Source organism: Thalassospira profundimaris (genome assembly GCF_003326795.1).
Taxonomy (GTDB): Bacteria; Pseudomonadota; Alphaproteobacteria; order Rhodospirillales; family Thalassospiraceae; genus Thalassospira; species Thalassospira profundimaris_C.
Map to the genome: position 1 here is coordinate 1 of NZ_JPWI01000021.1, position 26,003 is coordinate 26,003.

23 protein-coding genes and 1 pseudogene are annotated in these 26,003 nt (G+C 54.0%); 10 read left to right on the forward strand and 14 right to left on the reverse strand.

Annotated elements, in window-relative coordinates; genetic code table 11:
• The 5 genes and pseudogenes from TH30_RS21170 to TH30_RS21190 form a co-directional block, all read right to left on the reverse strand.
• Nucleotides 1–311, reverse strand: a pseudogene (locus tag TH30_RS21170) (hypothetical protein); the annotation flags it as partial.
• A gap of 30 nt (nt 312–341) precedes the next feature.
• Complete coding sequence (locus tag TH30_RS21175) at nt 342–488, reverse strand: SDR family NAD(P)-dependent oxidoreductase (protein ID WP_114100079.1); 147 nt, start codon at nt 486–488, stop codon at nt 342–344.
• Between the two features lie 416 nt (nt 489–904).
• On the reverse strand, nt 905–2,023 hold the full coding sequence (locus tag TH30_RS21180; RefSeq protein WP_220150353.1) for a serine hydrolase domain-containing protein: 1,119 nt from the start codon (nt 2,021–2,023) through the stop codon (nt 905–907).
• A 195-nt stretch (nt 2,024–2,218) separates the two neighbouring features.
• Nucleotides 2,219–3,469 carry a thiolase family protein gene (locus TH30_RS21185; protein ID WP_114100081.1) on the reverse strand — a complete coding sequence of 417 codons (1,251 nt, stop codon included), beginning with the start codon at nt 3,467–3,469 and terminating at the stop codon, nt 2,219–2,221.
• A gap of 1 nt (nt 3,470) precedes the next feature.
• Complete coding sequence (locus tag TH30_RS21190) at nt 3,471–5,336, reverse strand: feruloyl-CoA synthase (protein WP_258548816.1); 1,866 nt, start codon at nt 5,334–5,336, stop codon at nt 3,471–3,473.
• Nucleotides 5,337–5,579: 243 nt separating this feature from the next.
• Between TH30_RS21190 and TH30_RS21195 the strand changes: the two genes are divergently transcribed.
• The 9 genes from TH30_RS21195 (at nt 5,580) to TH30_RS22640 (ending at nt 13,640) form a co-directional block, all read left to right on the forward strand.
• On the forward strand, nt 5,580–6,344 hold the full coding sequence (locus TH30_RS21195) for an SDR family NAD(P)-dependent oxidoreductase (protein ID WP_114100082.1): 765 nt from the start codon (nt 5,580–5,582) through the stop codon (nt 6,342–6,344).
• Between the two features lie 35 nt (nt 6,345–6,379).
• Nucleotides 6,380–7,159 (forward strand): crotonase/enoyl-CoA hydratase family protein, encoded by a 780-nt coding sequence (locus TH30_RS21200; protein ID WP_114100083.1) that lies wholly within the window; start codon nt 6,380–6,382, stop codon nt 7,157–7,159.
• 138 nt (nt 7,160–7,297) lie between these two features.
• On the forward strand, nt 7,298–8,350 hold the full coding sequence (locus TH30_RS21205; protein ID WP_114100084.1) for a TRAP transporter substrate-binding protein: 1,053 nt from the start codon (nt 7,298–7,300) through the stop codon (nt 8,348–8,350).
• Between the two features lies 1 nt (nt 8,351).
• Nucleotides 8,352–8,915 (forward strand): TRAP transporter small permease, encoded by a 564-nt coding sequence (locus TH30_RS21210; protein ID WP_114100085.1) that lies wholly within the window; start codon nt 8,352–8,354, stop codon nt 8,913–8,915.
• Nucleotides 8,912–10,234: a TRAP transporter large permease gene (locus TH30_RS21215; RefSeq protein ID WP_114100086.1), complete on the forward strand. Its 1,323-nt coding sequence runs from the start codon at nt 8,912–8,914 to the stop codon at nt 10,232–10,234. Before TH30_RS21210 ends, TH30_RS21215 begins: the two co-directional genes overlap by 4 nt.
• Nucleotides 10,235–10,261: 27 nt before the next feature.
• The gene (locus TH30_RS21220) at nt 10,262–10,741 is read left to right on the forward strand and encodes a MarR family winged helix-turn-helix transcriptional regulator (RefSeq protein ID WP_220150354.1); all 480 of its coding nucleotides are present in this window, start codon (nt 10,262–10,264) and stop codon (nt 10,739–10,741) included.
• Between the two features lie 22 nt (nt 10,742–10,763).
• Complete coding sequence (locus TH30_RS21225; RefSeq protein WP_114100088.1) at nt 10,764–11,240, forward strand: acyl-CoA thioesterase; 477 nt, start codon at nt 10,764–10,766, stop codon at nt 11,238–11,240.
• On the forward strand, nt 11,237–12,859 hold the full coding sequence (locus tag TH30_RS21230) for an acyl-CoA dehydrogenase family protein (protein WP_114100089.1): 1,623 nt from the start codon (nt 11,237–11,239) through the stop codon (nt 12,857–12,859). Before TH30_RS21225 ends, TH30_RS21230 begins: the two co-directional genes overlap by 4 nt.
• Nucleotides 12,852–13,640 carry an ABC transporter ATP-binding protein gene (locus TH30_RS22640; protein WP_404969473.1) on the forward strand — a complete coding sequence of 263 codons (789 nt, stop codon included), beginning with the start codon at nt 12,852–12,854 and terminating at the stop codon, nt 13,638–13,640. Before TH30_RS21230 ends, TH30_RS22640 begins: the two co-directional genes overlap by 8 nt.
• Nucleotides 13,641–13,845: 205 nt before the next feature.
• On the opposite strand, the gene iolB is transcribed toward TH30_RS22640, so the two are convergent.
• The 9 genes from iolB to TH30_RS21280 form a co-directional block, all read right to left on the reverse strand.
• Nucleotides 13,846–14,661 (reverse strand): 5-deoxy-glucuronate isomerase, encoded by an 816-nt coding sequence (iolB, locus tag TH30_RS21240; protein ID WP_114100091.1) that lies wholly within the window; start codon nt 14,659–14,661, stop codon nt 13,846–13,848.
• The gene (gene iolE / locus TH30_RS21245; protein ID WP_114100092.1) at nt 14,661–15,566 is read right to left on the reverse strand and encodes a myo-inosose-2 dehydratase; all 906 of its coding nucleotides are present in this window, start codon (nt 15,564–15,566) and stop codon (nt 14,661–14,663) included. Before iolE ends, iolB begins: the two co-directional genes overlap by 1 nt.
• A 4-nt stretch (nt 15,567–15,570) precedes the next feature.
• Nucleotides 15,571–17,400 carry a 3D-(3,5/4)-trihydroxycyclohexane-1,2-dione acylhydrolase (decyclizing) gene (iolD, locus tag TH30_RS21250; RefSeq protein ID WP_114100093.1) on the reverse strand — a complete coding sequence of 610 codons (1,830 nt, stop codon included), beginning with the start codon at nt 17,398–17,400 and terminating at the stop codon, nt 15,571–15,573.
• Nucleotides 17,397–19,310 (reverse strand): bifunctional 5-dehydro-2-deoxygluconokinase/5-dehydro-2-deoxyphosphogluconate aldolase, encoded by a 1,914-nt coding sequence (locus TH30_RS21255; protein ID WP_114100094.1) that lies wholly within the window; start codon nt 19,308–19,310, stop codon nt 17,397–17,399. Before TH30_RS21255 ends, iolD begins: the two co-directional genes overlap by 4 nt.
• Nucleotides 19,310–20,089, reverse strand: a complete 780-nt coding sequence (locus tag TH30_RS21260; protein ID WP_114100095.1) for an ATP-binding cassette domain-containing protein — start codon at nt 20,087–20,089, stop codon at nt 19,310–19,312. Before TH30_RS21260 ends, TH30_RS21255 begins: the two co-directional genes overlap by 1 nt.
• Nucleotides 20,089–21,186 carry an ABC transporter permease gene (locus tag TH30_RS21265; RefSeq protein ID WP_114100096.1) on the reverse strand — a complete coding sequence of 366 codons (1,098 nt, stop codon included), beginning with the start codon at nt 21,184–21,186 and terminating at the stop codon, nt 20,089–20,091. The genes TH30_RS21260 and TH30_RS21265 overlap by 1 nt, the downstream gene beginning before the upstream one ends.
• 73 nt (nt 21,187–21,259) lie before the next feature.
• On the reverse strand, nt 21,260–22,201 hold the full coding sequence (locus TH30_RS21270) for a sugar ABC transporter substrate-binding protein (RefSeq protein ID WP_114100097.1): 942 nt from the start codon (nt 22,199–22,201) through the stop codon (nt 21,260–21,262).
• 436 nt (nt 22,202–22,637) lie between these two features.
• Nucleotides 22,638–23,642 carry an inositol 2-dehydrogenase gene (gene iolG, locus TH30_RS21275; protein WP_114100098.1) on the reverse strand — a complete coding sequence of 335 codons (1,005 nt, stop codon included), beginning with the start codon at nt 23,640–23,642 and terminating at the stop codon, nt 22,638–22,640.
• 216 nt (nt 23,643–23,858) lie between these two features.
• Nucleotides 23,859–24,689, reverse strand: a complete 831-nt coding sequence (locus TH30_RS21280) for a MurR/RpiR family transcriptional regulator (protein ID WP_114100122.1) — start codon at nt 24,687–24,689, stop codon at nt 23,859–23,861.
• 108 nt (nt 24,690–24,797) lie between these two features.
• Here TH30_RS21280 and TH30_RS21285 point away from each other — a divergent pair, with 108 nt between their 5' ends.
• Nucleotides 24,798–25,925 carry a Gfo/Idh/MocA family protein gene (locus tag TH30_RS21285; RefSeq protein ID WP_114100099.1) on the forward strand — a complete coding sequence of 376 codons (1,128 nt, stop codon included), beginning with the start codon at nt 24,798–24,800 and terminating at the stop codon, nt 25,923–25,925.
• Nucleotides 25,926–26,003 lie beyond the last annotated feature (78 nt).

Here is a 26,003-nt window from a genome sequence, read left to right on the forward strand (position 1 = left end):
CAAATTGCCGAGGTATATTTGGCAAAGATGATCGGCTCTGGCGGCACTTCCAGACCCGATTCTGCGGCGTGGTCGGCATAGTTCAGACCGATGCAGATGAATTTGCCGGTCTGGCCAACACAGGCACCAAGGCGCTGTTCGCCTTCAACCAGCGGCAGACTTTCCGGATCGATTGACTTCAGATCATCAAGGCGGGTCAGAACGTCGCCTGCGATATCATCGACATGGGCCGAAAGGTCGCGCAGATTGCCGTTGGCATCAACCAGTGCGGGTTTTTCTGCACCGCGTTCTCCGTAACGTGCGAACTTCATATTTCGTCCAATCCTTTGTTCAAATTCCGATCAGGCGGTCCAGCCACCATCAACAACATGCCCGGCCCCTGCAACCGAGGCGATATTGATAATTGATCCCTCACCTTTTTCAAGCATTCCCGGCTGGACCGTACGGATCATTCTGAACTGGGATTTGACATTTATTTCAAAGGCCAAAGCCCATTCTTACTCCGTGACTTCAAGGATTGTCCCTTTGTCAACAATCCCTGCACAGTTAACAGGCCATCGACAGCACCAATATCGTCAATCAACGCCGTAATGGCATTCTTGTTGGTCACATCAAATCTGTGGGCCTCGATACCGTCAAGAGCCCCCAGCTCCGCAAGCGCTTCGGACCGGGAATTCCGACCGCAGGATCATTGAAAGACAAGTGCATTATTCACCCCACCGGGTGAGGAGGTCTATGCGGACTGAAGTCGCCTCTCGAACCTCCAGTCCGGTAAGAGAGTTCACATAACCTGATCAGCCAGAACTGATGCCATCCAACAGGAAAGAACGAACCGGGCCTGAAGCCTGAAACCAGGCCCGGTTATAATTTCACAGCCCCATTTCACAGGACAGAAGCTGTTTTCCTATTTCGACAGTTTTTCAGTAATTTGACGAAACAGCTCCAGGTTTCCCTCGTCATGACCGACAGGATCAGGAGTGTGGCTTGCCTTGACGATCACCAGATTGTTTTCCGGGTCGACATAGATGAACTGGTGGAACAAACCGATCGCGGAATATGCATCTGATCCAGGAATCGTCCACCACTGGTACTGGTAACCAAAGGGCTCACCCTCAGCAGTTGGCTCAAACCCTTCGTCGGGGATCGTAGCTTCGTCAACCCAGTCGGCGGGAACAATCTGTTTGCCGTTTGCCTGCCCCTTGTTCAGGAACATCAGGCCAAACCGTGCATGATCACGCGCCGTAGCGTTAAGCCCGGCACCAAAAAACTCGCGCCCGACATCTTCCGGACCATCCATGACCCAATAAGCATCATTCTCCATACCCGCCGGTTTCCACAACTTTTCCGACATATATTCGGCACCGGTCTTGCCAACAGCGCGTTCAAGAACACATCCCAAAACACTGGTATCAAGTGTGGCGTAATTGAACACCTCGCCGGGCTTGTTCTGACTTGCCACAGAGTCATTGGCTGCGTAGTCGCACCAGCGGTATTTGTAGGCGACCAGAGAATTGTCATGAACCTGGGTTAACTGGGTATCGCTGCCAAACTGATAGATTTCCTGCCATTCCACGCCAGAGCGCATATGCAGAAGGTTGCGGATCGTCGGACCGTCATAGCCAGACCCCGCCATTTCGGGCAGATAATCAGTAACCTTGTCATCCAGACTTTTGATAAAACCATCGTCAAGAGCCAAGCCGATCAACGTCGAAACATAAGACTTCGCCACGGAAAAGGTCATGAAGCGCGTGTTGGCATCACTGCCGTTTCGGTAGCTTTCATGGACAATTGCCCCGTCCTTGACCACCACCAATGCATTGGTGGATGTAGCTTCAAGATACGCTGCAAGGGAAACCGTCTCGCCATCCAGCGTATAGCCATCATCAAGCGAAGCCGGTTTCTCGGGAAGCGCCCAGACATTGTTGCCAGCCTCAACTGTCCGGGTCGCAAAGATCTGGTCCATATGCTGAAAAGTTAGAACATTCAGCGCGGGTGAAAACATATGAGCACGAGCATTGATCATGGTTGGTGTCAACCAACGTGACGTCTCTTCCATAGCAAGAGCAGGCGCCGTATTAGTAACGATGCCCGTAGCCACCAACGCGGCAGTCAAAAAACGATTTCGCGACAGCATTAAACAACCTCCCGTTTTCATCTTGATCTTGTTTTAATTCGTTCTGGCGTTTGCCGCCGTCGAACCAATTTCAAGCGCAGGCACTCAGCCCAGTTCGGCGCGTTCGATCAGAACAGCAATGCCCTGACCACCGCCGATGCAGGCGGAGGCGATGCCATAGCGACTGCCCGATCTGGTCAGTTCGCGCGCAAGCGTGTTGGTAATGCGCACACCGGTTGCGCCAAGCGGATGACCAATCGCGATTGCACCACCATTGACGTTGACCTTCTCCTCGTCCAAGCCAAGTTCGCGAATACATGCAATGATCTGTGCACCAAAGGCCTCGTTGATTTCGATCCGGTCGATCTGATCAAGAGTCAGACCGGTTTGATCAAGAACGGCCTGAATGGCTGGTACCGGGCCGATCCCCATGATTTCCGGCGGAACACCAACAGCCGCGCCCGCAATAATGCGCGCATGCGGCGTCAGACCGTTCCGTCTGGCATATTCGGAACTTCCCAGAACCACACCGGCAGCACCGTCAACCACGGCAGATGAATTACCGCCTGTCTGGACACCACCGAATGCCGGGCGCAACTTGGACAGGATTTCATACGGAGACGGGCGAATGTGACTGTCAGCGTCAACAGCTTCGACCTTGCGCGGGAGTTTGATGGTGCGCGGATTGCCGTTTTCCATTTCAAAGGTTTCGTTGGTCACGGCAACAACTTCACCACCGAGGAAACCGTTCTGCTGCGCACTGACCGCACGCGCAAAACTGCGTTCGGCAAACCGGTCGACTTCTTCGCGGGTGATGTTGTATTTCTTTGCAAGGTTTTCCGCCGTGTCGCCCATGGTGCAACTGACGGCAGGATCAAGAAGCGCTTCCCACAAGAAGTCCTTGAATTCAACCTGCCCCATCCGGAAACCGCTGCGATGGGTATAGGCAGCAATCGGATTGCGGCTCATGGATTCCGTTCCGACACACAACGCCAGATCGCCGCGCCCAAGAGAAATATGGTCGGCTGCCTGCAAGATGACTTCGATGCCGGTCCCGCAGATACGCTGTACAAGATGTGCTGGCCGGTCATACGGCACACCCGCATACAATCCGATATGACGTGGCGTCATATAAGCATCGTACGAAGCCTGCGCCATCGAACCGGCAACCGTAAAATCGATATCAGCGGGGCTTACGCCGGCATCGGCAATTGCAGCACGTGCAGCCTTGATCCCGAGATCAATCGGGGAAATCAAACCGAATGCGCCGGTATAGTCGACAAAGGGTGTGCGTTTGCCGCCAAGCAACCAAACATCTTCAAACTCGGTCCGCAGACCTTTGGAAATTGTAGCCATCTCAGTTCCCTTTTCTCGCGACCATGACGCTTTCCGGAATTGGTTCCCGGTACAAGTCCGCAACCTTGTCAGCACGCCTGACCTGAACAGCACGTTGATTGATGGAGCCCTTGTCCGTCACTTCATGAGCATCAAGATCCGGAGAACTTTCGAGAAGAATGGCGCGCGCCACAAACTGCGCACTTCCTGTCGCCTTGGCGCCGAGCGCATTAAGACGCTCCTGGAATACAGACCGCACAAGCGGGTGGGACGCGATGTCACGTTCGGATGCATCAGCGGGAAGGTCGCGGCACAACTTTCGGCATGCCGTAAAATCGGCGAACAAAAGAGCCCCGATATGGTTTTCATTCAGTCCGGTCAGGACCGCATCACGCACATAAGGCGCAAAGGTCTCGGCAATCGCGGTACGGATGGATCCAACATGAACCCACGTACCTGTCGAAAGCTTGAAATCTTCGCTGACGCGGCCGTCAAAAAGGAACCCGCGCTCAATATCATCGGGGTCAACAAATTTCAGCGCGTCGCCGATCATGTAATAGCCTTCTTCATCGAAGGACTCGCGGGTCTTGTCAGGCTGGCGCCAGTAACCCGGCGTGATGCTTGGGCCACGCAGGCGCAGTTCCTGCTTTTCAGCATTGGGGACAAGTTTGACTTCAAGACCCACTGCCGGAAGACCGACACTTCCGGCCTGATCGACAGGCCATGTGGTTGTGAAAGCAAATGGTGCCGTTTCCGTCGAGCCATAACCGGTCACGATCATGACCTTTTCGCCAACGGTATCAACAGCCACTTCCTCAAGACTGTCCCAAACATACTGGGACAACCCTGCCCCGGCATATTGCATCAGTTTCAATCTGGCAAAGAAGCTCGTGCACAGTCGCTGATTATCCCTGAGGTGGTGGACAAGTGCCTCGTACCCCTTGGGAACATTGAAATACAATGTCGGGGAAACTTCACAAAGGTTCCGAACGGTTTCGACAATCCCATCGGGGGTCGGCTTGCCCTGATCAATATAAAAACTGCCACCGTTATAAAGGGCGATCCCGAAATTATGGTTTCCGCCCGCTGTATGGTTCCAAGGCAACCAGTCAACAAGAACAGGCGGTTCATCCTGAAGAAATGCAAGCGTATGGCGCAGCATCATCTGGTTGAAGCACAGCATGCGCTGGGTATTGATCACCGCCTTTGGCATTCCGGTGGAGCCGGAGGTGAACAGAAACTTTGCAATTGTGTCTTCTGTAATCTTTGCATTGGCGTCATCGACAATGTCGGTTGCAACGGTTTTCACGACATCTTCAAACCGGTCACAGGCATATGCGCTCAGCGGGCTCTCGCAGACAACAAGACGCGCATCTGCGGGCATTACCGCCGCAAGTGCCTTGCTGTACTTTGCACCATTATCAACAAATATCAGGCCCGGCTGAAGCAGCTCGACGATGTGACGTAATTTGGCATAATCTGTTGAAACCAGCGAATAAGCCGGTGATACCGGCGCATAGGGAATACCGGCATACATTGCCCCCAGCGCCAGCAGACCGTGCTCAAGACTATTGCCCGACAAAATAAGAACCGGGCGTTCTTCAGACAGGTTTTGCGTCAGTAAATACTGCGCGATGCTGCGCACCTGGTCACGGGTTTCCCGATAGGTTCGGGATTGCCAGGCACCTTTTGCATCCCGGTCAGCAAGAAACAGCCGATCCGGCGCCTGTTCCGCCCAATGATCCAACCGGTCCGTGATGGCCCTTGGATATTCATCGGGCTCCTCGCACGAACGAATATAGATCGCGCCGTTTTCTCCCTTTGATACAGCAACACGTGTATCACCCATGCGAACCGGACGGAGCCCGGGTTCAGCAACCATCGCCATGAGACGAAACCTCCAGTTATCTTTTCTTATTTGTTATAATTCATAACAATCATAAATAATTACATCAAGCGGAATATCGCAAAGGGTGTTCGGGTGCTGAATATACTCGCGTATCGAATGATATAGATCGCGCGCGTGAAGAGATAATTTTTCCCTGATTTTCATCACATTAAACACAATTGACGGCGCTTTTTTGATGTGCAAGTATAATTGTTATAAATCATAACAAACCTAGGTGAGGAAATGCTGCTTAATCAGGTTCCAGCAATCATTACCGGTGGCGGAAGCGGCCTTGGCGCGGCAACTGCACGTACATTTGCGGTTGCCGGGGCACGGGTTGCGATTTTTGATCGCGACCTGAGCGCAGCCAAGCGCATTGCAAGCGAAACGGGTGGCATTGGTCTGGAAGTCGATGTTTCGGATCCGGAGTCGGTAGCCCAGGCCTTCAAAAAGGTTAAGCAAAACTTCGGCATCCCGCGCGCCCTGGTCAATTGTGCAGGTATCGGAACAGCAAGCCGGATCTTGCCGCGCGACGGGACATTACCGATCAGTGATTTTATCCGGACGCTCAATGTGAACCTGACAGGCAGCTACATCACCATGAGCCATGCAGCGCAACTGATGTCCGAAGCGACACCGCTTAACGACGACGGGGAGCGTGGCGTTATCATCAACACATCTTCGGTCGGCTATGAAGATGGACAGATTGGCCAATGCGCCTATGCCGCATCCAAAGGCGGGATAGCGTCGATGACCCTGCCAGCCGCCCGTGAACTTGCCCGGATCGGAGTCCGGGTGATGGCCATTGCGCCCGGACTGTTTGCGACTGCAATGACAGACACCCTGCCCGATGCAGCACGCGAAGCGATTGCCGCGAACATTCCATTTCCGAAGCGGCTCGGCAAAGCACAGGAATTTGCCGATCTTGCCCGCCATATTGTTGAAAACACAATGCTCAACGGCACTGTTATTCGCCTTGACGGCGCAGTTCGCCTGCAGGCCCGATAAAGACTGACTGATTGCTTAAATTAAGGAACAAGAACATGACGAATGGCGCGAATGACGTATTGGACGTTGCGGTCGATGGTTCGATTGCACGTTTGACCATCACGCGGCCTGACAAGCGTAACGCGGTTAGCGATACGCTCATGGAGGCACTCGAAGCCTTTTTCTCCAATCCGCCAAAGGATGTCAGGGTCGTCATTCTGGCTGGCGAAGGGGGGCATTTTTCGGCAGGCCTTGATCTTGCCGAGCATGTTGCACGAAATGCAGCAGAAACGATGCGGCATTCACGTAACTGGCACCGGATCATGGATATGATCCAGTTCGGCGGCTTGCCTGTCATTTCGCTTCTCAAGGGTGCGGTGATCGGGGGGGGGCTTGAACTGGCCAGCGCCACCCATATCCGCATTGCGGACAAGACGGCATTTTATCAGCTTCCCGAAGGCCGCCGCGGCATATTTGTCGGTGGCGGGGCTTCTGTTCGCATTGGCAGGATCCTTGGTGCGGATCGCATGATCGAGATGATGCTGACCGGCCGCAAATATGATGCCGAAGAAGGTTTACGTCTTGGGTTCTCACATTACGTGTGCGACTCAGAAGACGATGCAAAAGAAAAAGCCGCAGAACTGGCGACCACCGTCGCCGAGAATGCTCAGCTTTCCAACTATGTCATGATTCAGGCATTGGCTCGGATCGAAGACATGTCGAAGGCCGATGGATTGTTTACCGAAAGCCTTTGTGCCGCACTGACCCAAACAAGTGAAGATGCCCAGGAAGGTCTTCGCGCCTTTCTGGAAAAGCGTGCCCCAAGCTTCAAGTAATCCTTGAATTTGAGGCACATGAACTTTTCTGCACCTAAAACATCAGGCAAGAAGCCGCGCCAAAGCGGTCGCCAGAACACTCAGGTAGGAACAGGAACACCGGAAAAAAGGTGTATCCAATTTTTGAGGAGACGTTCGATGTCAGGACTTTTATTTAACCGCCGACAAATGCTCGGTATCATGGGCGGCGCCCTTGCCGCTCCGGCCATCATCGGCAAAGCGCGCGCAGCCGAAGTCACACTTCGCCTGCATCACATGCTTCCGCCCGTGGCTCCGATGCACAAGGCGTTCTTTGAGCCATGGACAAAAGCCATCCGCGAACAGTCAGATGGTCGCATTGATATTCAGATTTTCCCGGCCATGCAGCTTGGCGGCAAACCACCACAACTTGCAGAACAGGTGGCAAACAATGTCGTTGATATCGCCTGGACATTGACGGTTTACACACCTGGCCGCTATCCGATTTCGGAAACGCCGAGCCTGCCTTTCATGGTAACAACGGCCGAAGCAACATCGGTTGCGATGCATAAATTCATGGACGAATTCGGCCAGGACGAATATCGCGGCATGAAGCCTCTGGCCTTCCATGTCCATGCAGGCGGCAAGTTCCACATGCGCGACAAACCGATCCAGAATCAGGCCGATCTTAAAGGTTTGCAGATCCGCGCCCCGAACCAGAGCGTCGGCAAAGCCTTGTCCATTCTCGGCGCAGAACCGGTTTTCTTCCCGGTTACCGAGATGGCCGTAGGTCTCGCCAATGGTGTCATTGACGGCACCTGCCTGCCATATGAAGTTGTTCCGGCATTCAAGCTGCATGAACTGACATCAGTCCATTGCGCACCGGCAGAAGGCGGGCGTGGTCTTTATGCAAACTCGTTTGCCTTGCTGATGGCGGGTTCCGCTTATGACCGCTTGCCTGATGATCTCAAGGCCGTGATTGACGCCAATTCCGGCATCGACCTTTCGCGCCAGATCGGCAAGCAGTTCGACAGCTTTGAGTCCGTCGGTTACAAGATGTGCGCTGATCGTGGCAACAAATTCGTTGAAATTCCCAAAGACGAAATTGAACGCTGGCAGGCCGCCACCCAGCCCGTGATTGATGACTGGATCGAGACCCTCAATGACGCCGGTCATGACGGCAAGGTGATGATTGATCGCCTTAATCAGCTGATCGACGCAGAGACCGCCTGACATGTCAGGATCCACCCGTGATCACAATGGGCGCGGCAATCGCGCTGCGCCCATTCATTTCCTTGCCCGGTTTGTTGATCGTGCCTGTATGGCATCTGCGGCAATTGCCGGGGCCGTCATTGTTGCGGTCGCCCTTACCGTAACTCTTTCGGTTTCGATGCGATATGTCGGCTTTGGCGGCATTCGTGGTGACTTTGAAATTGTCGAAATGGGATGCGGCATCGCGGCATTTCTGTTTTTGCCGTTGTGCCAGCGCAAGGGCAACCATGTCATGGTCGATATTTTCAGCATGGCTTTCCCTCTGCGGACCCGCAATTTTCTTGATCAGCTGTGGGAAACCCTGTTCTGCCTTGCCTGGGTCATCGTCTCGTGGCGCGTCGCATACGGTCTGATCGATATGTATGAATATAGTGACCGCAGTATGCTTCTGAGAATGCCTACCTGGATCGTCTACGGGTTTGCACTGTTCGGACTTGGACTGTCATCCCTGACTGCGTTGTCGAACGCAATTGAACAGTTTGTGCGACCCGATCCCAATAATTCCCGAACGGAAGCCCCGCAATGAGTCCGGTTGAAATCAGCATTATCATGGTCATCGTCCTGATGATCTTTATCTTCCTGCGCATGCCAATTGCATTGGCGATGGCGATTGTCGGGGCCGGTGGATATGCGGTTCTGTCCGGATGGCTGCCATTATCGGCCTATCTGAAGACCGCCATTGTCGACAAATACGTTTCCTATGATCTCGCCGTCATCCCGCTCTTTATCCTGATGGGACAAATTGCGACGCGCACAGGCATCAGCAGAGCCATCTTCACAGCGTCCAACGCATGGCTTGGGCATTGGAAGGGTGGTCTGGCAATGGCCTCGGTTGCGGGCTGCGCAGCATTCGGGTCGATCTGCGGATCCTCGATTGCCACTGCAACCACCATGGGCAAAGTTGCCCTTCCTGAAATGCGCCGCCATGGCTATTCCGGGGCATTGGGTGCGGGCACCCTTGCGGCGGGCGGAACGCTTGGCATTCTGATCCCGCCATCGGTTGTCCTGATTATCTATGCTCTTCTGACCGAACAGAATATCGTCAAACTGTTCCTCGCAGCGACCATTCCGGGAATTCTTGCGGTATTGGGCTTTATTCTGGCTATCGGGGTTTACGTACGCCTGTTTCCGGAGGAAGGCCCGGCCCATGCCGGAATTCCGATGCGTGAACGGATCAAGTCACTTGGTGGTATCTGGCACGTTGCGCTGGTTTTCATCGCTGTTCTTGGCGGTATTTATGGTGGCGTCTTCACCCCGGCCGAAGGCGCATCCGTTGGCGTTGTGCTGATTGCGCTGACCGGATTTCTAATGCGAAGCCTGACATTAAAGGGCCTGTTTGATTGCGTGATTGAAACTGCCGGGTCGACGGCGATGATCTTTGCCATCATCTTTGGCGCGGACCTTTTCAATGTGGCGCTTGCCCTGACCCGCGTTCCGACCATGGCCGCCGAATGGGTTGGCACCGCAGGCATCGCCCCGATGACAGTTTTGCTGACGGTCATTCTGTTTTACATCGTCATGGGCTGCATCATGGACAGCCTTTCGATGATCCTTTTGACTGTTCCGGTTTTCTTCCCGGCATTTATGGCGATGGATTTTGGTATGGATCCGACCCATCAGGCCATCTGGTTCGGGATCATTTCCCTGATCGTTGTCGAACTGGGTATGATTACGCCGCCTGTGGGCTTGAACCTGTTCATGATATCGGCAATGGCACCAGATATTCCGACGCGAAAGATCTTCCGCGGGGCCGTACCGTTCCTGATTGTTGAGTGCTTGCGCATCGCAGTAATTGTGGCGTTTCCTGCTCTGACATTCTGGCTCGTAGATATCGTTACCGGTTAGCAGCCCGACCAAAAGATGGAGACACCCTTGCACGCAAACAAGAAGAAGACTGCAGCTCAGGATTCGCAACTTGCCGGCTTGTCAACAGACAGCCCGTTGCGCGGGTTTGTCGGCTATAACCTCAAGCGCGCCTATATGTCGCTCCATAGCGATTTCGTCGCGAGCCTGACTCATCTTGATCTCAAACCGACCACCTTCAGCGCTCTTGCCATCATCAACGAGAACCCTGACATCAGTCAGACGGACCTGGCCCGCGCCCTTGCAATGGAGCGGTCCAATATTGTTGTGATGGTCGACGAGTTACAGTCGCGCGATTTGATCGTGCGCAACAAGGTTCCGACCGACCGTCGGGTATATGCACTGCGCACAACATCCAAGGGCATCAGCCTGTTTCACGAGGCAAGCCTGGCTGTTCAACGTCACGAAGAAAAACTCCTCGAAGATTTCAGCCCCGAAGAACGCGACCTGCTGGTGCGGATGCTGATCCGTATTCAACAGGTCAGGTAACTCCAGGATCAGGTAAGGTTACATGCTGCGACTGTCTCGTGAAATTCGCATTGAATGGGGTCACTGCGACCCGGCCCGCATTGTCTATAACCCGAACTATTATAACTGGATGGAAGGTGGCCTTCTTGCCTTGCTGTCAGCCGCCGGGTTCGACCTTGCCACAATGATTGCAAAGGATGCGGACTTTCGCGGTACTCCGCTTGTGCGCGGTGATGCCAGCTTCATGGCACCGGCACGGGTGGGCGACCTGATTGTTCATCATGTCGAAGTATCGCGCTGGGGCACCAAGTCTTTTGACCTGAAGCATCAGTTCACATTGGGCGACATCACGCTGCTTGAAGGATCGCAGACCCGTGTCTGGGCCCGTGCCAACCCGGATATTCCTTCAAGTCTGGCCGCCGTTCCTGTGCCCGATGCCGTCAAGGCAGCCCTGTCCGAAAACAGGACCATCCGACTGACCATCCATCAGGAAACCCGGCCCCAAGAGACACAGTCGTGACCCTGTTCAAAGCTCCGACTGACGATATTCTGTTTGCCCTGTCTGTGACTGGCGACCAAAGCACGATTGTCCGACACGACTTTGATGCCGAAATCACCAGCGAAATCCTGAACCACTTTGCCCGCTTTGCCGAAGACGTAATCGCCCCGATAGATGAACCGGGTGATCAGGAAGGCTGCAAGATCGAAAATGGCCGGGTCAAAATGCCCTCAGGTTTTCGCGAAGCCTATGAAGCCTATGTCGAACAAGGCTGGCCATCGATTTCACTTCCCGAAGAATTTGGCGGGCAGAACGCGCCGGAACCGGTCTGTGGCGCAATCAGTGAAATTCTGGCCGGTGCATGCCATTCGTTTCAGATGGTGACCGGATTGGCTCCTGCGGCGGCAAGACTGATTGCCCAATTCGGCACGGACAACCAGCGTCTAAACTGGTTGCCAAAACTGGCATCCGGCAGCCACCTTGCAACGATGTGCCTTACCGAACCACAGGCCGGGTCGGACCTTTCTGATATCCGCACCGTTGCAACAGAGAACACCGATGGAACCTGGACCCTCCATGGTGCGAAAATCTTCATCTCCGGCGGGGATCAGGACCTTAGTCAGGGTATCTTGCATCTGGTTCTGGCCCGGACCGGCACACGTGAAGAAGGTGTGCGGGGCTTGACCCTTTTCCTTTGCCCGTCGCATGACGAAAATACAGGGCGCAACAAGGTTCATGTAACCCGGATAGAAGAAAAGATGGGCCTGCATGCATCCCCGACCTGTCAGCTGACATTCGATGGCGCGCACGCCGTACCGGTCGGTGAGATTGGCAAAGGATTGATGTGCATGTTCACCATGATGAATCATGCACGCCTTGATGTCGCCTTGCAGGGGGTGGCCCATGCCAGTCGCGCGCACCACATCGCAAGAAGCTACGCCACTGAACGTAAACAGGGGCGCGACCGCCGGACAGGACAACTGGTCTGTATCGACCAGCATTACGATGTCGCACGGATGCTCGGTCGTCAGGACATGCTGGCAATGACCGGCCGGATGATGGTCTACAAGACATTCGCCCTGATGCAGGCAGACACCCATGCAGATCTCGTCGAATTCCTGACACCAATCTGCAAATCGTTCTGTACCGATGCCGGGGTCGAAGCCGCCCAGATTGGTATTCAGGTCCTGGGTGGATACGGATATTTGCGCGAGTACCGTGTAGAACAAACGCTACGCGATGCGCGTATCTGTCAGATATATGAAGGCACGAACGGCATACATGCCCTTACCCTTGCCAGCAGATTGACCCGCCACAAGGATTGCGCAAGTACCAAGGCATTTGCGGAGTTCATTAGGGGACTTATCGCCTCATCCGATAACGGCACCGGCACCGCCGCAGACCTTCTGGATTACTGGTTGCAGATGACCTCGCAAATTATCGCAAGCGATACTCCCCAGCAGTTTGCTCATGACTATATGCAAATCAGCGCCGCAACATACGGGGTGGCACTTTGGACGCATCTGATCAATCAGTCGTCATCACCCCGATCTGCCCGCTTTGAGAAGTGTTTTGATCTGGCACGGGAATGGGGACAAAGTACGCTGGCTTGTTGCAAGGCACGCGAGACATTTGCCTGACCTGTCCAACCAGATGCAGACCCGGACAAGTTCAGTCAACATCGAGGTCATCAAAGGCATCGATCTGACCATCGAAGATGGCGAGTTCTGCGTTTTTGTTGGTCCTTCGGGCTGCGGAAAATCGACCTTGCTGCGCATGATTGCCGGGCTCGAGGACATTACCGACGGAACGTTTGCGATTGGCCGCGCAATTGTTGGTCAACCTGAAACCTTCCTTTTCGATGAGCCATTATCGAACCTCGATGTCGAACTTCGGGTCCATATGCGCACCCAGATTTCGGAACTTCACAGTCGCCTGAAACGCACGATGATCTATGTCTCCCATGATCAGGTCGAAGCCATGACATTGGCCGATAAAATTGTCCTGTTGCGGGGCGGAAAGATTGAACAAGTCGGATCCCCGCGTGACCTTTATGAACGGCCACAGAACCTTTTTGCAGCACAGTTCATTGGTGCGCCGAAGATGAATATCTTCGAACTTGAGGGTGATTTTTCATCCTTGCGAGAACGCCTGCGTCTTCCGGCTGACGCACATTATTGCGGCATTCGGCCCGACAGCTTCGACATCGTTGCAGATGGTGACGGTATTCTGTCTGCCACCGTGCGACTGGTCGAATATCTGGGCAATGCATGCCTAGTTCATGCAGAGATCAAAGGGCATGACACGATCATTATCGAACAACCCGTTGGCACACACCTTAGCCCCGGCAACCGTATCTCGCTGTCATCGGGCCCCGACGCGGTTCACGTATTTTCAAAAGATGGATGCCGTATTGACTAGTCAATCGCGGGATCGCGCCTGACGCAAACGATCGAGCGCAAGATACACATAAGGTTGGTAATATTCCTGGCCACAGTAACAGGCGCAAAGTCATGTGAGTCCTGCGCGAACAAGAACACTTAACTGCAACACAGGCCTATGGGTTTCCCGATTGGCCTGTGTCTATGTTGACGTGACCTTGCCCGGCCCAAAAAGTTCGATGTAGTCAATCTTTCGCCGGAGTACTGTCGCGCTGGAATATCCAGTCATGATCCGGGTGGTTCTGGAAACGCCATTTGCGCATCGGACCTGCCATGACATTAAGGTAATACATCTCATATCCATACGGACTGCCACATGGGTGGTGGCCTTTGGGCACGAGGACGACATCCCCATCCGAAACCGCCATGGTTTCATCAAGCTCGCCATCTTCGGTAAAGACCCGCTGGAAACCAAAACCCTGACTGGGATTCAGGCGATGGTAATAGGTTTCCTCAAGATAGGTCATGTCGGGATAATTATCCTCGTCATGGCGATGCGGCGGATAGCTTGACCAGTTACCTTGCGGGGTAAAGACCTCGGTCACCAGAAGGCTGTCGGCGATGTCTTTTTCTTCCATCGCAATCGGATGGATGTAACGGGTATTCGCCCCCTTTCCGCGTTCCACCAGCTCGATATTCTCGATCACACGTGCCGGGTAATTGCCCTTGCCCGGTGCGGTACAGACCCCGATTGTGCAATCGGTGGTCGCCACGGCTTTCCAGTTACTTTCATTCGGCGCGTAAACACAGGCTGGCGGTATGCGCTCAAACACGCTCATCCGTTTGCCAAGTTCACCGAAATCCTGATCATCGACCGAAATCTTTGCCTTGCCTTCAACCAGAACCAGAATGACTTCGCGATCACCGGTTACCTCGGCTGCGGTTTCCCCTGCCTTAAGGTGATACAGGCCAAATCCGACATAGTGCCAATTGGCACTTTCGGCTGTGATATCGTGGACCTTGCCCGTGGTGCCGTTGGGTTTTCTGAGCAGATCAGCCATCAGGCGTCTCCTTTATCCAGTCCGGTTTTCCGCGCCATATCCCGAAGCGATTTCAGACCCAATGACTGATATTCAAACGGATTGCGTATTTTGGGGTCCTGCTCAGCCTCGATCACCAGCCAACCGGAATATCCATGCTCGGCTGCGATTTTCAGGACCGGCTCAAACGCAACACCGCCCTCGGCATCGCCGGGCACGGTAAAGACACCACGACGCACGCCTTCAAGGAAACTAAGCCCCTGTTCGCGGACCTGTTTGCTAATCGCCGGACGCACGTTTTTGCAATGGATGTGACCAACGCGATCCATGTAACGCACAGCAAGTTCTTCGGGATCCGCCCCACCAAACCAGGCATGACCGGTATCGAGCAACAGCCTGGTTTTCGGACCGGTATTATTCATGAAGGCATGAATTTCATCAGCCGTTTCTACAATCGTGCCCATGTGGTGGTGATAGACCAGATCAATGCCCTGATCCGCACAATAAGCGGCGATTTCTTCGACATCGGCTCCAAATTTCGCCCACTGGTCATAGGCCAGAACCGGGCTGTCATTCAATGGCACTTCGTCATTGCCATGAATGGCGTTTGACGTTTCGCAGACAATACAAACCTTGCAGCCCATGGCCTTAAGCAAATCCAGATGCGGCTGGATGGCTTTTTTCTCATCCTCGACCGAATGGGCCAGAAGATTAAGCGAATGCCAACCAGAAACAAATTTCAAACCATGAGGATCAAGGGCCGCTTTAAGAGCCGTCGGCTCGGTCGGCATTTTGTGGCCCTTTTCAATGCCGTCAAAACCGATTTTGCCCGCTTCGGACAGGCAGGTTTCAAGGCTGATTTCTGCACCAAGGGTCTGGTCATCATCATTGGACCAGGCAATCGGGTTGGTACCGTAAAGGATCATGTTCTTAATCTCCGGGGCGCTGGTTCTTCAGCGCAGCTTCGTAATTTTTGCGGGCTTCGTTCACAGACGGGCGAACCGATACTTCCGGCACCGCAACATCCCACCAATGGCCACCGGCCTCGGTACTTGGCAATGGATCGGTATCAATCACGATGGCGTATGACCGGTCTGCCTTGCGCGCACGCACCATGGCTTCTTCAAGTTCGGTAATTGAAGACACCTTTTCGGCAATCGCCCCCATCGCACCGGCATGTGCGGTGAAATCGATGGCCGACGGTACTGCGTGGCGTGCGGTATCCAGCAGGTTGTTAAAGCTTTCCCCACCGGTTGCCATCTGCAAACGGTTGATACAGCCAAAGCCGCGATTATCAAGGATCACAGTGATGATCTTGTGGCCGAGCATCACGCTGGTCGCCAGTTCGGAATTCATCATCATGTAGGACCCGTCGCCCACCATGACGACGACTTCGCGATCCGGGCACGCCATCTTGACGCCAAGACCACCGGCAATTTCGTAGCCCATGCAGGAAAAGCCGTATTCCACGTGATAGCCGTTCGGCCGGGCAGCTTTCCAAAGTTTGTGCAACTCGCCAGGAAGACCACCGGCAGCACAAACAATAATCGTATCCTCATCGCTGCTACGCTGGACGGCTCCGATAACCTGCGCATCGGTTGGCAGGGCATTTCCTGTCGGCATGGCGGTCACGCCATCAACCGCATCTATCCAGCTTTGCTTAAGGGTGGGGTCAACGGCATCTGCGCGATGCTCACCCAGCGCCCCGGTCAATTCCGCCAAGGTTACCTTGGCATCACCAACGACCGAGATCGCACCATGTTTACGCGCATCATATGCCGCGACGTTAATTGAAAGAATGCGACAGTTCGGGCTTCTAAACAGGGACCAGCTTCCGGTTGTGAAATCCTGAAGACGTGTACCAACCGCAATGATCAGATCGGCATTTTCGGCAATGGCATTGGCGCTGCTTGCCCCGGTCACACCGATCGACCCCAGATTAAGCTCATCATCCCACGGCAGGGCCGATTTCCCGGCCTGGGTTTCTGCCACCGGGATATTGTGACGATGGGCAAAATCACGCAGATCATCACACGCATCGGCATAATGCACACCACCGCCTGCAATGATCAGCGGATTTTTCGCCGATTTGATCGCCGCAATGGCATCTTCAATCTGATCAAGATCTGCGCGCGGACGTGACTGTTTCCAGGTTTTCGGCGCAAAGAAGCTTTCAGGCCAGTCATAGGCTTCTGCCTGCACATCCTGACAGAAGGCCAGCGTCACCGGACCGCATTCAGCCGGATCGGTCAGAACCGCCATTGCGCGGGGCAAGGCTGTCAAAAGGTGTTCCGGGCGGGTAATGCGATCAAAATACCGGCTGACCGGTTTGAAACAGTCATTGGCCGAAATCGAGCCATCCCCGAAGTCCTCAACCTGTTGCAAAACCGGATCCGGCGCACGATTGGCAAAAACGTCGCCCGGTATCAGAAGAACCGGTAACCGGTTGACATGGGCCAGTGCCGCAGCTGTCACCATATTGGTCGCACCCGGCCCGATAGAGGTCGTGACCGCCATGGCGCGTTTGCGATTTGATGCCTTGGCATAGGCAATCGCGGCAAGGGCCATGCCCTGTTCATTATGGCCTCGCCATGTCGGGAAGCTATCCCCCGCCCCATGCAGGGCCTCACCAATTCCGGCGACATTACCATGACCAAATATGGCCCAGCAGCCCCCGAAAAAGCCTTCGCCGTCATGATTGAGCTGTACGCTCAGATACCGCACCATGGCTTGGGCGGCGGTTAAACGAACGGTTTTCATGCCGCTCCTCCCGATTTCTTGCGCGCCGCGTCCCACGTTTCACAAAGGGCGCGATATTTTTGGGCCATTGATGCAATGGCCTGATCATCATCGATCGTACCTTTAAACCAGTCGCGTGCAACATCGACAAAGATGGTCCGCCCGACGGCAAAGCCTTTGACCATGTTAAAGCGTGCTGCGACTTCGAAACTTTCCACAAGCTCTGCCTCGGGTGCGTCAAGACCCAGCACCACAATGCCCCGACAATAAGGATCATTTTCGGCAATGGCGTCACAGGCATTGCGCCATGCTACATCCGACTTCATCGGCTCAAGCTTCCACCAGTCGGGATAGACACCGATCTCATAGAAACGTTTGATTACCTTTGCCGTTGTCTGATCGTCACAGTCGCGTACTTTTGACGGAATAACTTCAAGCAGGAATTCCAGCCCGTTGCCACGTGCTGCATCGGCAAGCCGTACGATGGTTGCTTCCTGACTGGCCTTGGTCACATCGTCATCATCAGGATGATAGAAGCACAGAACCTTGACCACATGTTCGACCGGCCATTCCGCAAGCTTGCTGCCGAGATCCGGACCAATTTCAAGTTCAAGCGGGCGCGATCCCGGAAGTTCAACCGGTCGCCCGATCCAAAGCCCGGTGCCCGCTGCGGCATAAAGGGCATCCCGCCCCAATCTGCGATCACACAAAATACCGTAACCTTCGCGCCCACCCGAAACGTCACGGGCCGCGCGCAGGCAAAGCTCCTTGAACGATCCGATACGGTCACGTGAAACGCTGAGCTCATCGGCAAGGTCTTCAAGCTGCATCCGGTGGTCAAAGGCAAAAACGCGCATTTCCGGCCAATTGCCTGTCCGGTTGGTCGACCAGTGAATTTGTTCCAGTTCTGCATCGTTGCGCAGTTCCGGTGTTTTCATCCCGCGATCAAAGAAGAATTGCAATTCTTCCCAGCTGGGATAAGCCGGTGTGCAGCCATGGCGTGACACCGCAAACGCCCCGCATGCATTGGCGTATTTAAGCGACGTTTCCCAATCCTCGTCACTCAGCCAGCCTTTCAACAGGCCTGACATGAAACCGTCACCAGCACCAAGCACGTTAAACACATCAACCGCAAATCCCGGACCGGAGATTCCGTCATCAAGGTTCGCGCCAATCCTGTCGGTAAATGCCACCGCCCCCATCGGACCACGCTTGCAAACAAGCGTCGCATCCGAGATCACCCGAACATTTTCCAATGCCTCGAGGGTATCGGTTGTCCCCCCGGCAATGTGGAATTCTTCCTCGGTGCCGACGATCAGATCAAACAGATGCAAGGTCGCCTGCAATTCCCTGGTCACCGCATCCGAGGCAATGAAACGGTTTTCACCATCCCCGTGCCCGGACAACCCCCAAAGATTAGGACGGTAATCAATATCAAGTGCGGTTTTGGCACCATGATCACGTGCCAGTCTCACCGCTTTAATGACCGCAGCACGGGTTTTCGGATGCGACAGATGCGTACCAGTCACCGTCACACAGCGTGCACTTGCGATGAAATCGGGATCGATATCCTCCTCGCATAGCGCCATGTCAGCACAGTTTTCGCGATAGAAAATCAACGGAAACTGTTCCTGATCACGCACGCCCAGCAAGACAAGCGCGGTCAGACGTTCAGGGTCGGTAATGACGCCCTGCACATCAACGCCTTCGGCAACAAGCTTTTCACAGATAAAACGCCCCATATGCTCGTCACCGACCCGGGTGATCAGGGCTGATTTAAGCCCCAGCCGCGCTGTCCCGCAGGCCATATTGGTCGGGGACCCGCCGATATATTTATTGAACGACGCCATGTCCTCGAGGCGCCCGCCAATCTGCGCGCCATAAAGGTCAACCGACGATCGTCCGATCGTTATGACATCCAGCCGCTTCATCAAATCGTCCCCCCGAGAGACCCTTCTAGCTCGGCCAGTTCCTGACCACCTGCCATCAGGTCTTGCAACTCTTCCGGTTTGATTTCACCGCGCTTCGCCGTGCCGTGGGTCTGCCCACGGTTCAGGACCGTAAACCTGTCACCCACGGCCATCGCATGGCGCACATTGTGGGTAATAAAGATGACACCAATCCCGGCCTTGCGTACCCGGTCGATGGTCGCCAGCACATTCGATGTCTGACGCACACCAAGGGCCGAAGTCGGTTCATCAAGGATCAGCACCTTGGCCCCGAAATAAACTGCACGCGCAATTGCCACCGTTTGGCGTTCACCGCCCGACAACGTGCCCACCGCCTGTTCGGGTTCGCGCAGGTTAATCCCCATCGATGACATTTCATCCATGGTCACCTGATTGGCATGTTTGAAATCAATCCATTTGAACGGACCGAAACTTTTGCGCGGTTCACGTCCCATCCAGAAATTGCGGGTAACCGACATCAGCGGGATCATCGCCAGATCCTGATACACCGTTGCAATTCCGGCTTCCATCGCATCACGCGGACTGTCAAAAACGACATCCTGACCGCTTATCCGCATCACACCCTTGGTTGGTTTGTGAACCCCGGACATGGTTTTGATGAAGGTTGACTTACCCGCACCGTTGTCGCCCAGAAGACAGTGACATTCCCCTTCCATAACACTGAAGGAAACACCGCCAAGCGCGATGACAGGACCGAAATGCTTTTCGATATTGTCCATTTCAATCAGAGGCGTGCTCATCACCGTTCTCCCGTAATCATGCGGCGGATATATGTGTTCATGATGACAGCAAAGATCAGAATCCCGCCAAGGAAGACGCGGAAGAGCGAGCTTTCCGCACCGGCAAAGAACAGGCCCTGCTGAACCACACCAAAGATCAGCGCCCCAAGAGCAGCACCAATCACAGATCCATAGCCACCGGTCAGCAATGCGCCACCAATGACCACGCAAATGATTGCTTCAAATTCTTTAAGCAATCCACGGTCTGCCGCCGCCGAACCAAATTCCATCACCTGACAGGTGGCAAACACGGTCGCGCAAAATGCGGTAAACATGAACATCAATATTTTAACGCGATTGACCGGAACACCGACATAACGTGCGGCCTGCGCATCACCACCGGATGCAAAAATCCAGTTTCCGAACCGCGTCTTGGTCAAAAGCCAGTGACCGAAAATAATCAGCGCGAACGCCCAGAGAACCAGCATCGGTACGCCTTCGACCACCGGCTGCCCCATGCGCGATCCACGGGTGAATGTATCAATGACGCCAATGTCACCTAACCACTGGAACAGATCTTTCAGGATCACGCCACCAAACAACCAGGCCAGCGGATCTCCTTGGGCCACTTCCTTGACGCCACCGATAATGGTCTGGCGCGTCGTCAGGATCGACAGCCAGATGGTCAGGCCGCGCAAAATGTAAAGAAATGCCAGGGTAACGATAAAACTCGGCAGACCGGTCTTGATAACAAGGAACCCGTTCAGCGCGCCAAGGGCGACACATATAATGAAGGCCGAAATGATCGAAAGCCAGACCGGCAAGCCCCACTGGACAGACAGGATGGCAATCACCACCCCGGCAAAACCGATCATGGAACCGACGGAAAGATCAAACTCGCCTGCAATCATCAACAGGCAGGCCCCCACGGCAATGATTGCAAACTGGGCGGAAACCACCCCCCAGTTCTGAATGCCTTCCGGGGAAAACATGCCGCTGTCGCCAGCAATCATGAAGAAGAAAACAAAGACCAGGATCGTACCGCAGATCGCACCGAGTTCGGGCCTGATCATGGCACGGCGAATGGCTGAGACTTGCTTGAGCCGCTCGTCCGACATGGCATCACTCTTTTAGCTGATAGTTTGGGGTGCCAAGGGCGGCCGAGTTGCGCGCCCTTGGCAGGGAGGAAGATTAACGGTATTCGCCAGCGTATTTTTCGACCTGGGCGATATTCTCTTTGGTAATAAAGCCAGGACCTGAATTGATATGACCGGACGGCAGAACGCTGTAACGGGCATAGTTGGTCAGGATGACAACCGGCAGATACCCTTGAAGGTAAGGCTGCTGATCAATCGCGAAATTGATTTCACCGGCCTTGATTGCTTCGGCAATTTCTGACGACAGATCAAACGTGCCAAACATCATTTCACCGGCAAGACCGGCGTCACGAAGGGCAGCAAGGGTCGGATGGGCCGAGTTCGGACCAAGGGTCAGGATCGCATCAACATCCTGATGGGAGTTCAGATACGCACTGACCTTGTTTTTGACTTCCGACGGGTCCTGTCCGCTATCGATCATCTGGCTGCCCAGTTCGACACCAAGGGCGTCAGCAAAGCCACGGCAACGCTCAACAGATGCCGGGTTGGTGATGTAGTGGTTTACACAGACAAAACTTTTTGCGCCTGCTGCTGCTGCACGTTTACCAGCACCGAAACCGGCATCATATTCCGGCTGCCCAACATGCATCAGCGCGCCAAGCTCTTCGGACTGTTCCTGCGTACCGGAGTTAATCGTGATCACCGGAATGCCCTTGTCCACCGCATCGGTGATCGGACCTTTAAGAACGTTAAAGTCCGCGATAGTGACAATGATGCCATCCGGGTTTGTTGCAGCGGCCTGTTCAACAATACGGGCCATATCGGCGAGATCGCCGGTCGGCGGGTTACGGTATTCGACTTCTGCACCCATCTGGCCACCCGCGACCTTGATCGCATTCTTGATCACGTTCCACCAGCTATCGGAATCCGGTGCATGGCTGATCAGAACGAATTTTTCATTTTCCGCAGATGCCACACCGGTCATGCCGGTCAATGCAAATGCTGCTGCCGCAATGGCAGTAAGCGCCTTTTTCATCAGTTGCCTCCCTAGTCGGCTGATAATGTTGGGGTTGTCCCATTCGGATTATGTGATTTCCGGGCAATCGGTCGTCTTCATGCAGCCTTCTTGCCAAGTATGAGGGAACGTAGAACCGTCCCTTTGAAATCCTTGAATAGAATTTTTGTTCTATTTTCTGATAAAATCAACATTTTTTTTCTATTGCACTGCGAGATAGCCCTTTCTGGTACATCACTGAATCATCAGGACTCCCGTAAAACGGGCCCAGACAGCCTGTGAGACGCAAGGGAGCATCCTCTTGCGAAGCGCACTTTAAAACCCGCAAAAAATCCGGTTCCATCAATCATGTGCACGACTCGCACAGTCCCCTGTCAGACCAACATTCCAAAACAAAACCGGCGCAGCCTTTTGACTGCGCCGGCGCAAACTCAACCCGCAAAGGTTGCTGATCCCGTCAGGACTTGATTTCCCTTGCGACATCCACTGTCCGCCCCTCGCGTGCGGACAGTGCTGCGGCCTCGGCAACCACAAGGGCATTGATCCCGTCTTTCAGAGGCACAGGAAGATCCCCTTTCCCTTGAACACCCTGAACAAAACTGTCCCATTCGATCTGATAGGCCTTGGCATAGCGTTCAAGGAAGAAATGTTCCGGCTTGGCTTTGGTTGCGCCTGCGCTCGTGATTTTCTCAACGGTATTTTCCAGAACGTTATGGGCAACAAGCAATCCTTCTGCGCCCAGAAACTCGATTCGCTGATCATAACCATAAGCCGCACGGCGGCTGTTCTTGATGACAGCCATGCGCCCGCCCGAGAATTCAAGCGTGGTGATCGCCGTATCAAAGTCACCGGCCTCGCCAATCGCCGGATCAACGATGCTTGATCCGATTGCCGTCACTTTTTCCGGCACGGAACCATAAATCCAGCACGCCATATCAAAATCATGGATCGCCATATCGCGGAAAATTCCGCCCGATACCTTGACGTAGCTGACCGGTGGCGGGGCCGGATCGAAGGACGTGATCGACAGCAATTCACCCTTGCCGATTTCACCCTGATCAAACGCGGTCTTCAGGCTGGCAAAGTTCGGATCAAACCGACGGTTAAAGCCAACCATTACCGGCCTGCCATGCGGCTCGCATCTGGCAAGACAATCCACCGCGCGTTTAAGATCAAGATCAACCGGCTTTTCACAAAGAACCGCTTTGCCTGCTGCTGTTGCCGCCTCCATCAGGTCGGCATGGGTATCGGTCGAGGTTGCAATCAGGACAGCATCAATCGCAGGGTCAGCAATGATTTCCTCGGTCGTACGCGCGGCTGCACCATGAGCCTGCGCAAGACTCCGGGCTGCTTCCGGAAACTTGTCCGATACAGCAACCAGTTCACTTTGCGGATGAGCAACAATGTTGACCGCATGGACCTGGCCGATACGCCCTGCCCCCAGCAGACCAATTTTAAGCATTCCGATATTCCTTCCCTTTGGCTTTTTCGCCGTCCTTGCGAAAACCATCCCTCACCATCATGCCATGCGCCAGCAAGGTGCCGGCAACCATTGAACATTTTTGGCGATTTCGGGCTGGCCCTGCGGATGTCTTGTGCATCCATTTGTGGTGACACGTGCGCCGTCCGCAGACCGCACGAATAGAATATTTATTCCATTAATGTTATTTTTCAATAATTATTTTCCATTCTCCAGCTTGTCGCGCTTGGCTCCGACCGAAACGGCAAGCGCAATAGCCAGTGAAATGGTGGCAGACAATGCCCTGAAGGCTCCGACATCAACCTCGGAAACAGACAACATCAAGGCATCCGTCTTGCGCATCGGCCCGCTTGGTGCATCACTGATTGCGATCACCTTGTTGCCCTTTGCATGGGCATAAGCAGCCAGATCGATCGTTTCCTGCGAATAGGGAGCAAAGGTAATCGCGATAACCACATCCCCGTTGCGGATCGCATGGCGGGGATTAAGATTTCCCACACCGTCATGCAGCACAGCGGCGATGTCCATTTTCTCAAAGGCATAGGACAGATAGCTTGCCACCGGGAAGGCACGACGAAATCCGACGACATGGATCATCGGGGCTGCAGCAAGAACATTTACCGCAGTTTCAAGCGTTTCAAGATCAACGGTTGTCGCCAAATTCTCAAGTGACAGGCGCCCGGCTTCGACAAACTCTGCCAGAAGGGCACTTGGGCTGTCGTCGCCAGTTGCCCGCAAATTTTCAAGGCGCGTCGCGTAGTCAGGCCATTTCTGCGCATAGGTTTCCCGAAACATTCTTTGCATGTCAGAGAAACCGGCAAACCCCATCAGCTGACAAAACCGCATAAACGCAGATGGTTGCACACCGGCCCCGGCAGAAAGCTCGGCCACGGTCGATACCGCAATCCGGTCAGTGTTTTGCGCGACAAATTCGGCACATTGCCTCAGCCGTTTGGGCATGGTTTCCGATATTTCGGCCAAGCGATGATTGAATTCCTCAAGCGAAACAGGTGCGGTCTGATCACTCATGGCGTTTGTTCTTCCTTTTTTGTTTCTGCTTGACGCAATGTTCGTTCCATGATCATCCATATGAATAGAACAAAAATTCTATTTTGACTAGGCGAGGAGTTCCAATAAATGAAATCTCTTGGGATTGGCCTGATTGGTACGGGCTTCATGGGCAAGGCACACGCACTGGCATTTGGCGCTGCCCGGGCGGTTATGGGCGATGTTCCGGAGTCTCACCTTGCCGTTTTATGCGATACTCCGAAAGAGAAAGCCAAACAGATGGCTGACCAGTTTGGTTTTGCCAAATGCACAGACGACTGGACGGCTTTGGTTTCAGACCCCGACGTTGATATCGTTTCGATTACCACACCAAACACGCTTCACTTCGACATGGCAATTGCTGCGATCAAGGCAGGCAAGCATGTCTATTGCGAGAAACCACTCGCTTTGACGCTTGATCAGGCGCGCGAGATGCGTGACACCGCCCGCAAAGCAGGCGTAAAGACCATGGTGGGCTATAACTATATTAAAAACCCTGCCTTCTCACATGCGTGTCGACTTGTCCAAAATGGCGAGATCGGTGATATCGTCCATTTCCGTGGTTGGGTAGACGAGGATTATCAGGCCGATCCGGCGTTACCCTGGACCTGGCGCGCCAAACTCGCCGATGCCGGGCTCGGGGCCCTGGGTGACATGGGATGTCATCTTGTTTCAATGGCATACGGCCTCGCCGGACCAATCGACAGCTTGATTGCCGATATGCAAACCATTCACACCACACGCCCGCTTGCAGATGGAACAGGCCGCGCAAAGGTTGAGAACGAGGATACCGCATCAGCATTGGTCAGATTTACCAATGGCGCTCACGGCAGCCTCTCTACATCGCGTTCCGCCTGGGGACGCAAAAATCGTTTGGCGTGGGAAGTTCACGGCACCAAGGGCATGCTCTGTTTCGATCAGGAGCGCATGAACGAATTGCATCTCTATCGCAACTCCGGTGACAAGGCTCAGCGAGGTTTCACGACCATCCTGACCGGCCCCGCTCACCCGCCTTATGGAGAATTCTGTCCGGCACCAGGCCATCAGCTGGGCTTTAACGATCTTAAAGTGATCGAGGCCTCTGCATTGCTTCGTTCTATCCGGGATGACAGCACACCATACCCAGATTTTGAACATGCTTACGAATTTGAAAAAGCAATTCACGCAATCGCCATCTCTGCGAAAAGCGGCACCAGAGTCTCGCTCTCCGAGGTATGACCTAATATTACTTTAAACGTGTTTTGCCACTCGGGAATGAGAGGATATCGATACGTGCACCGGGCATGCTGGCGCATA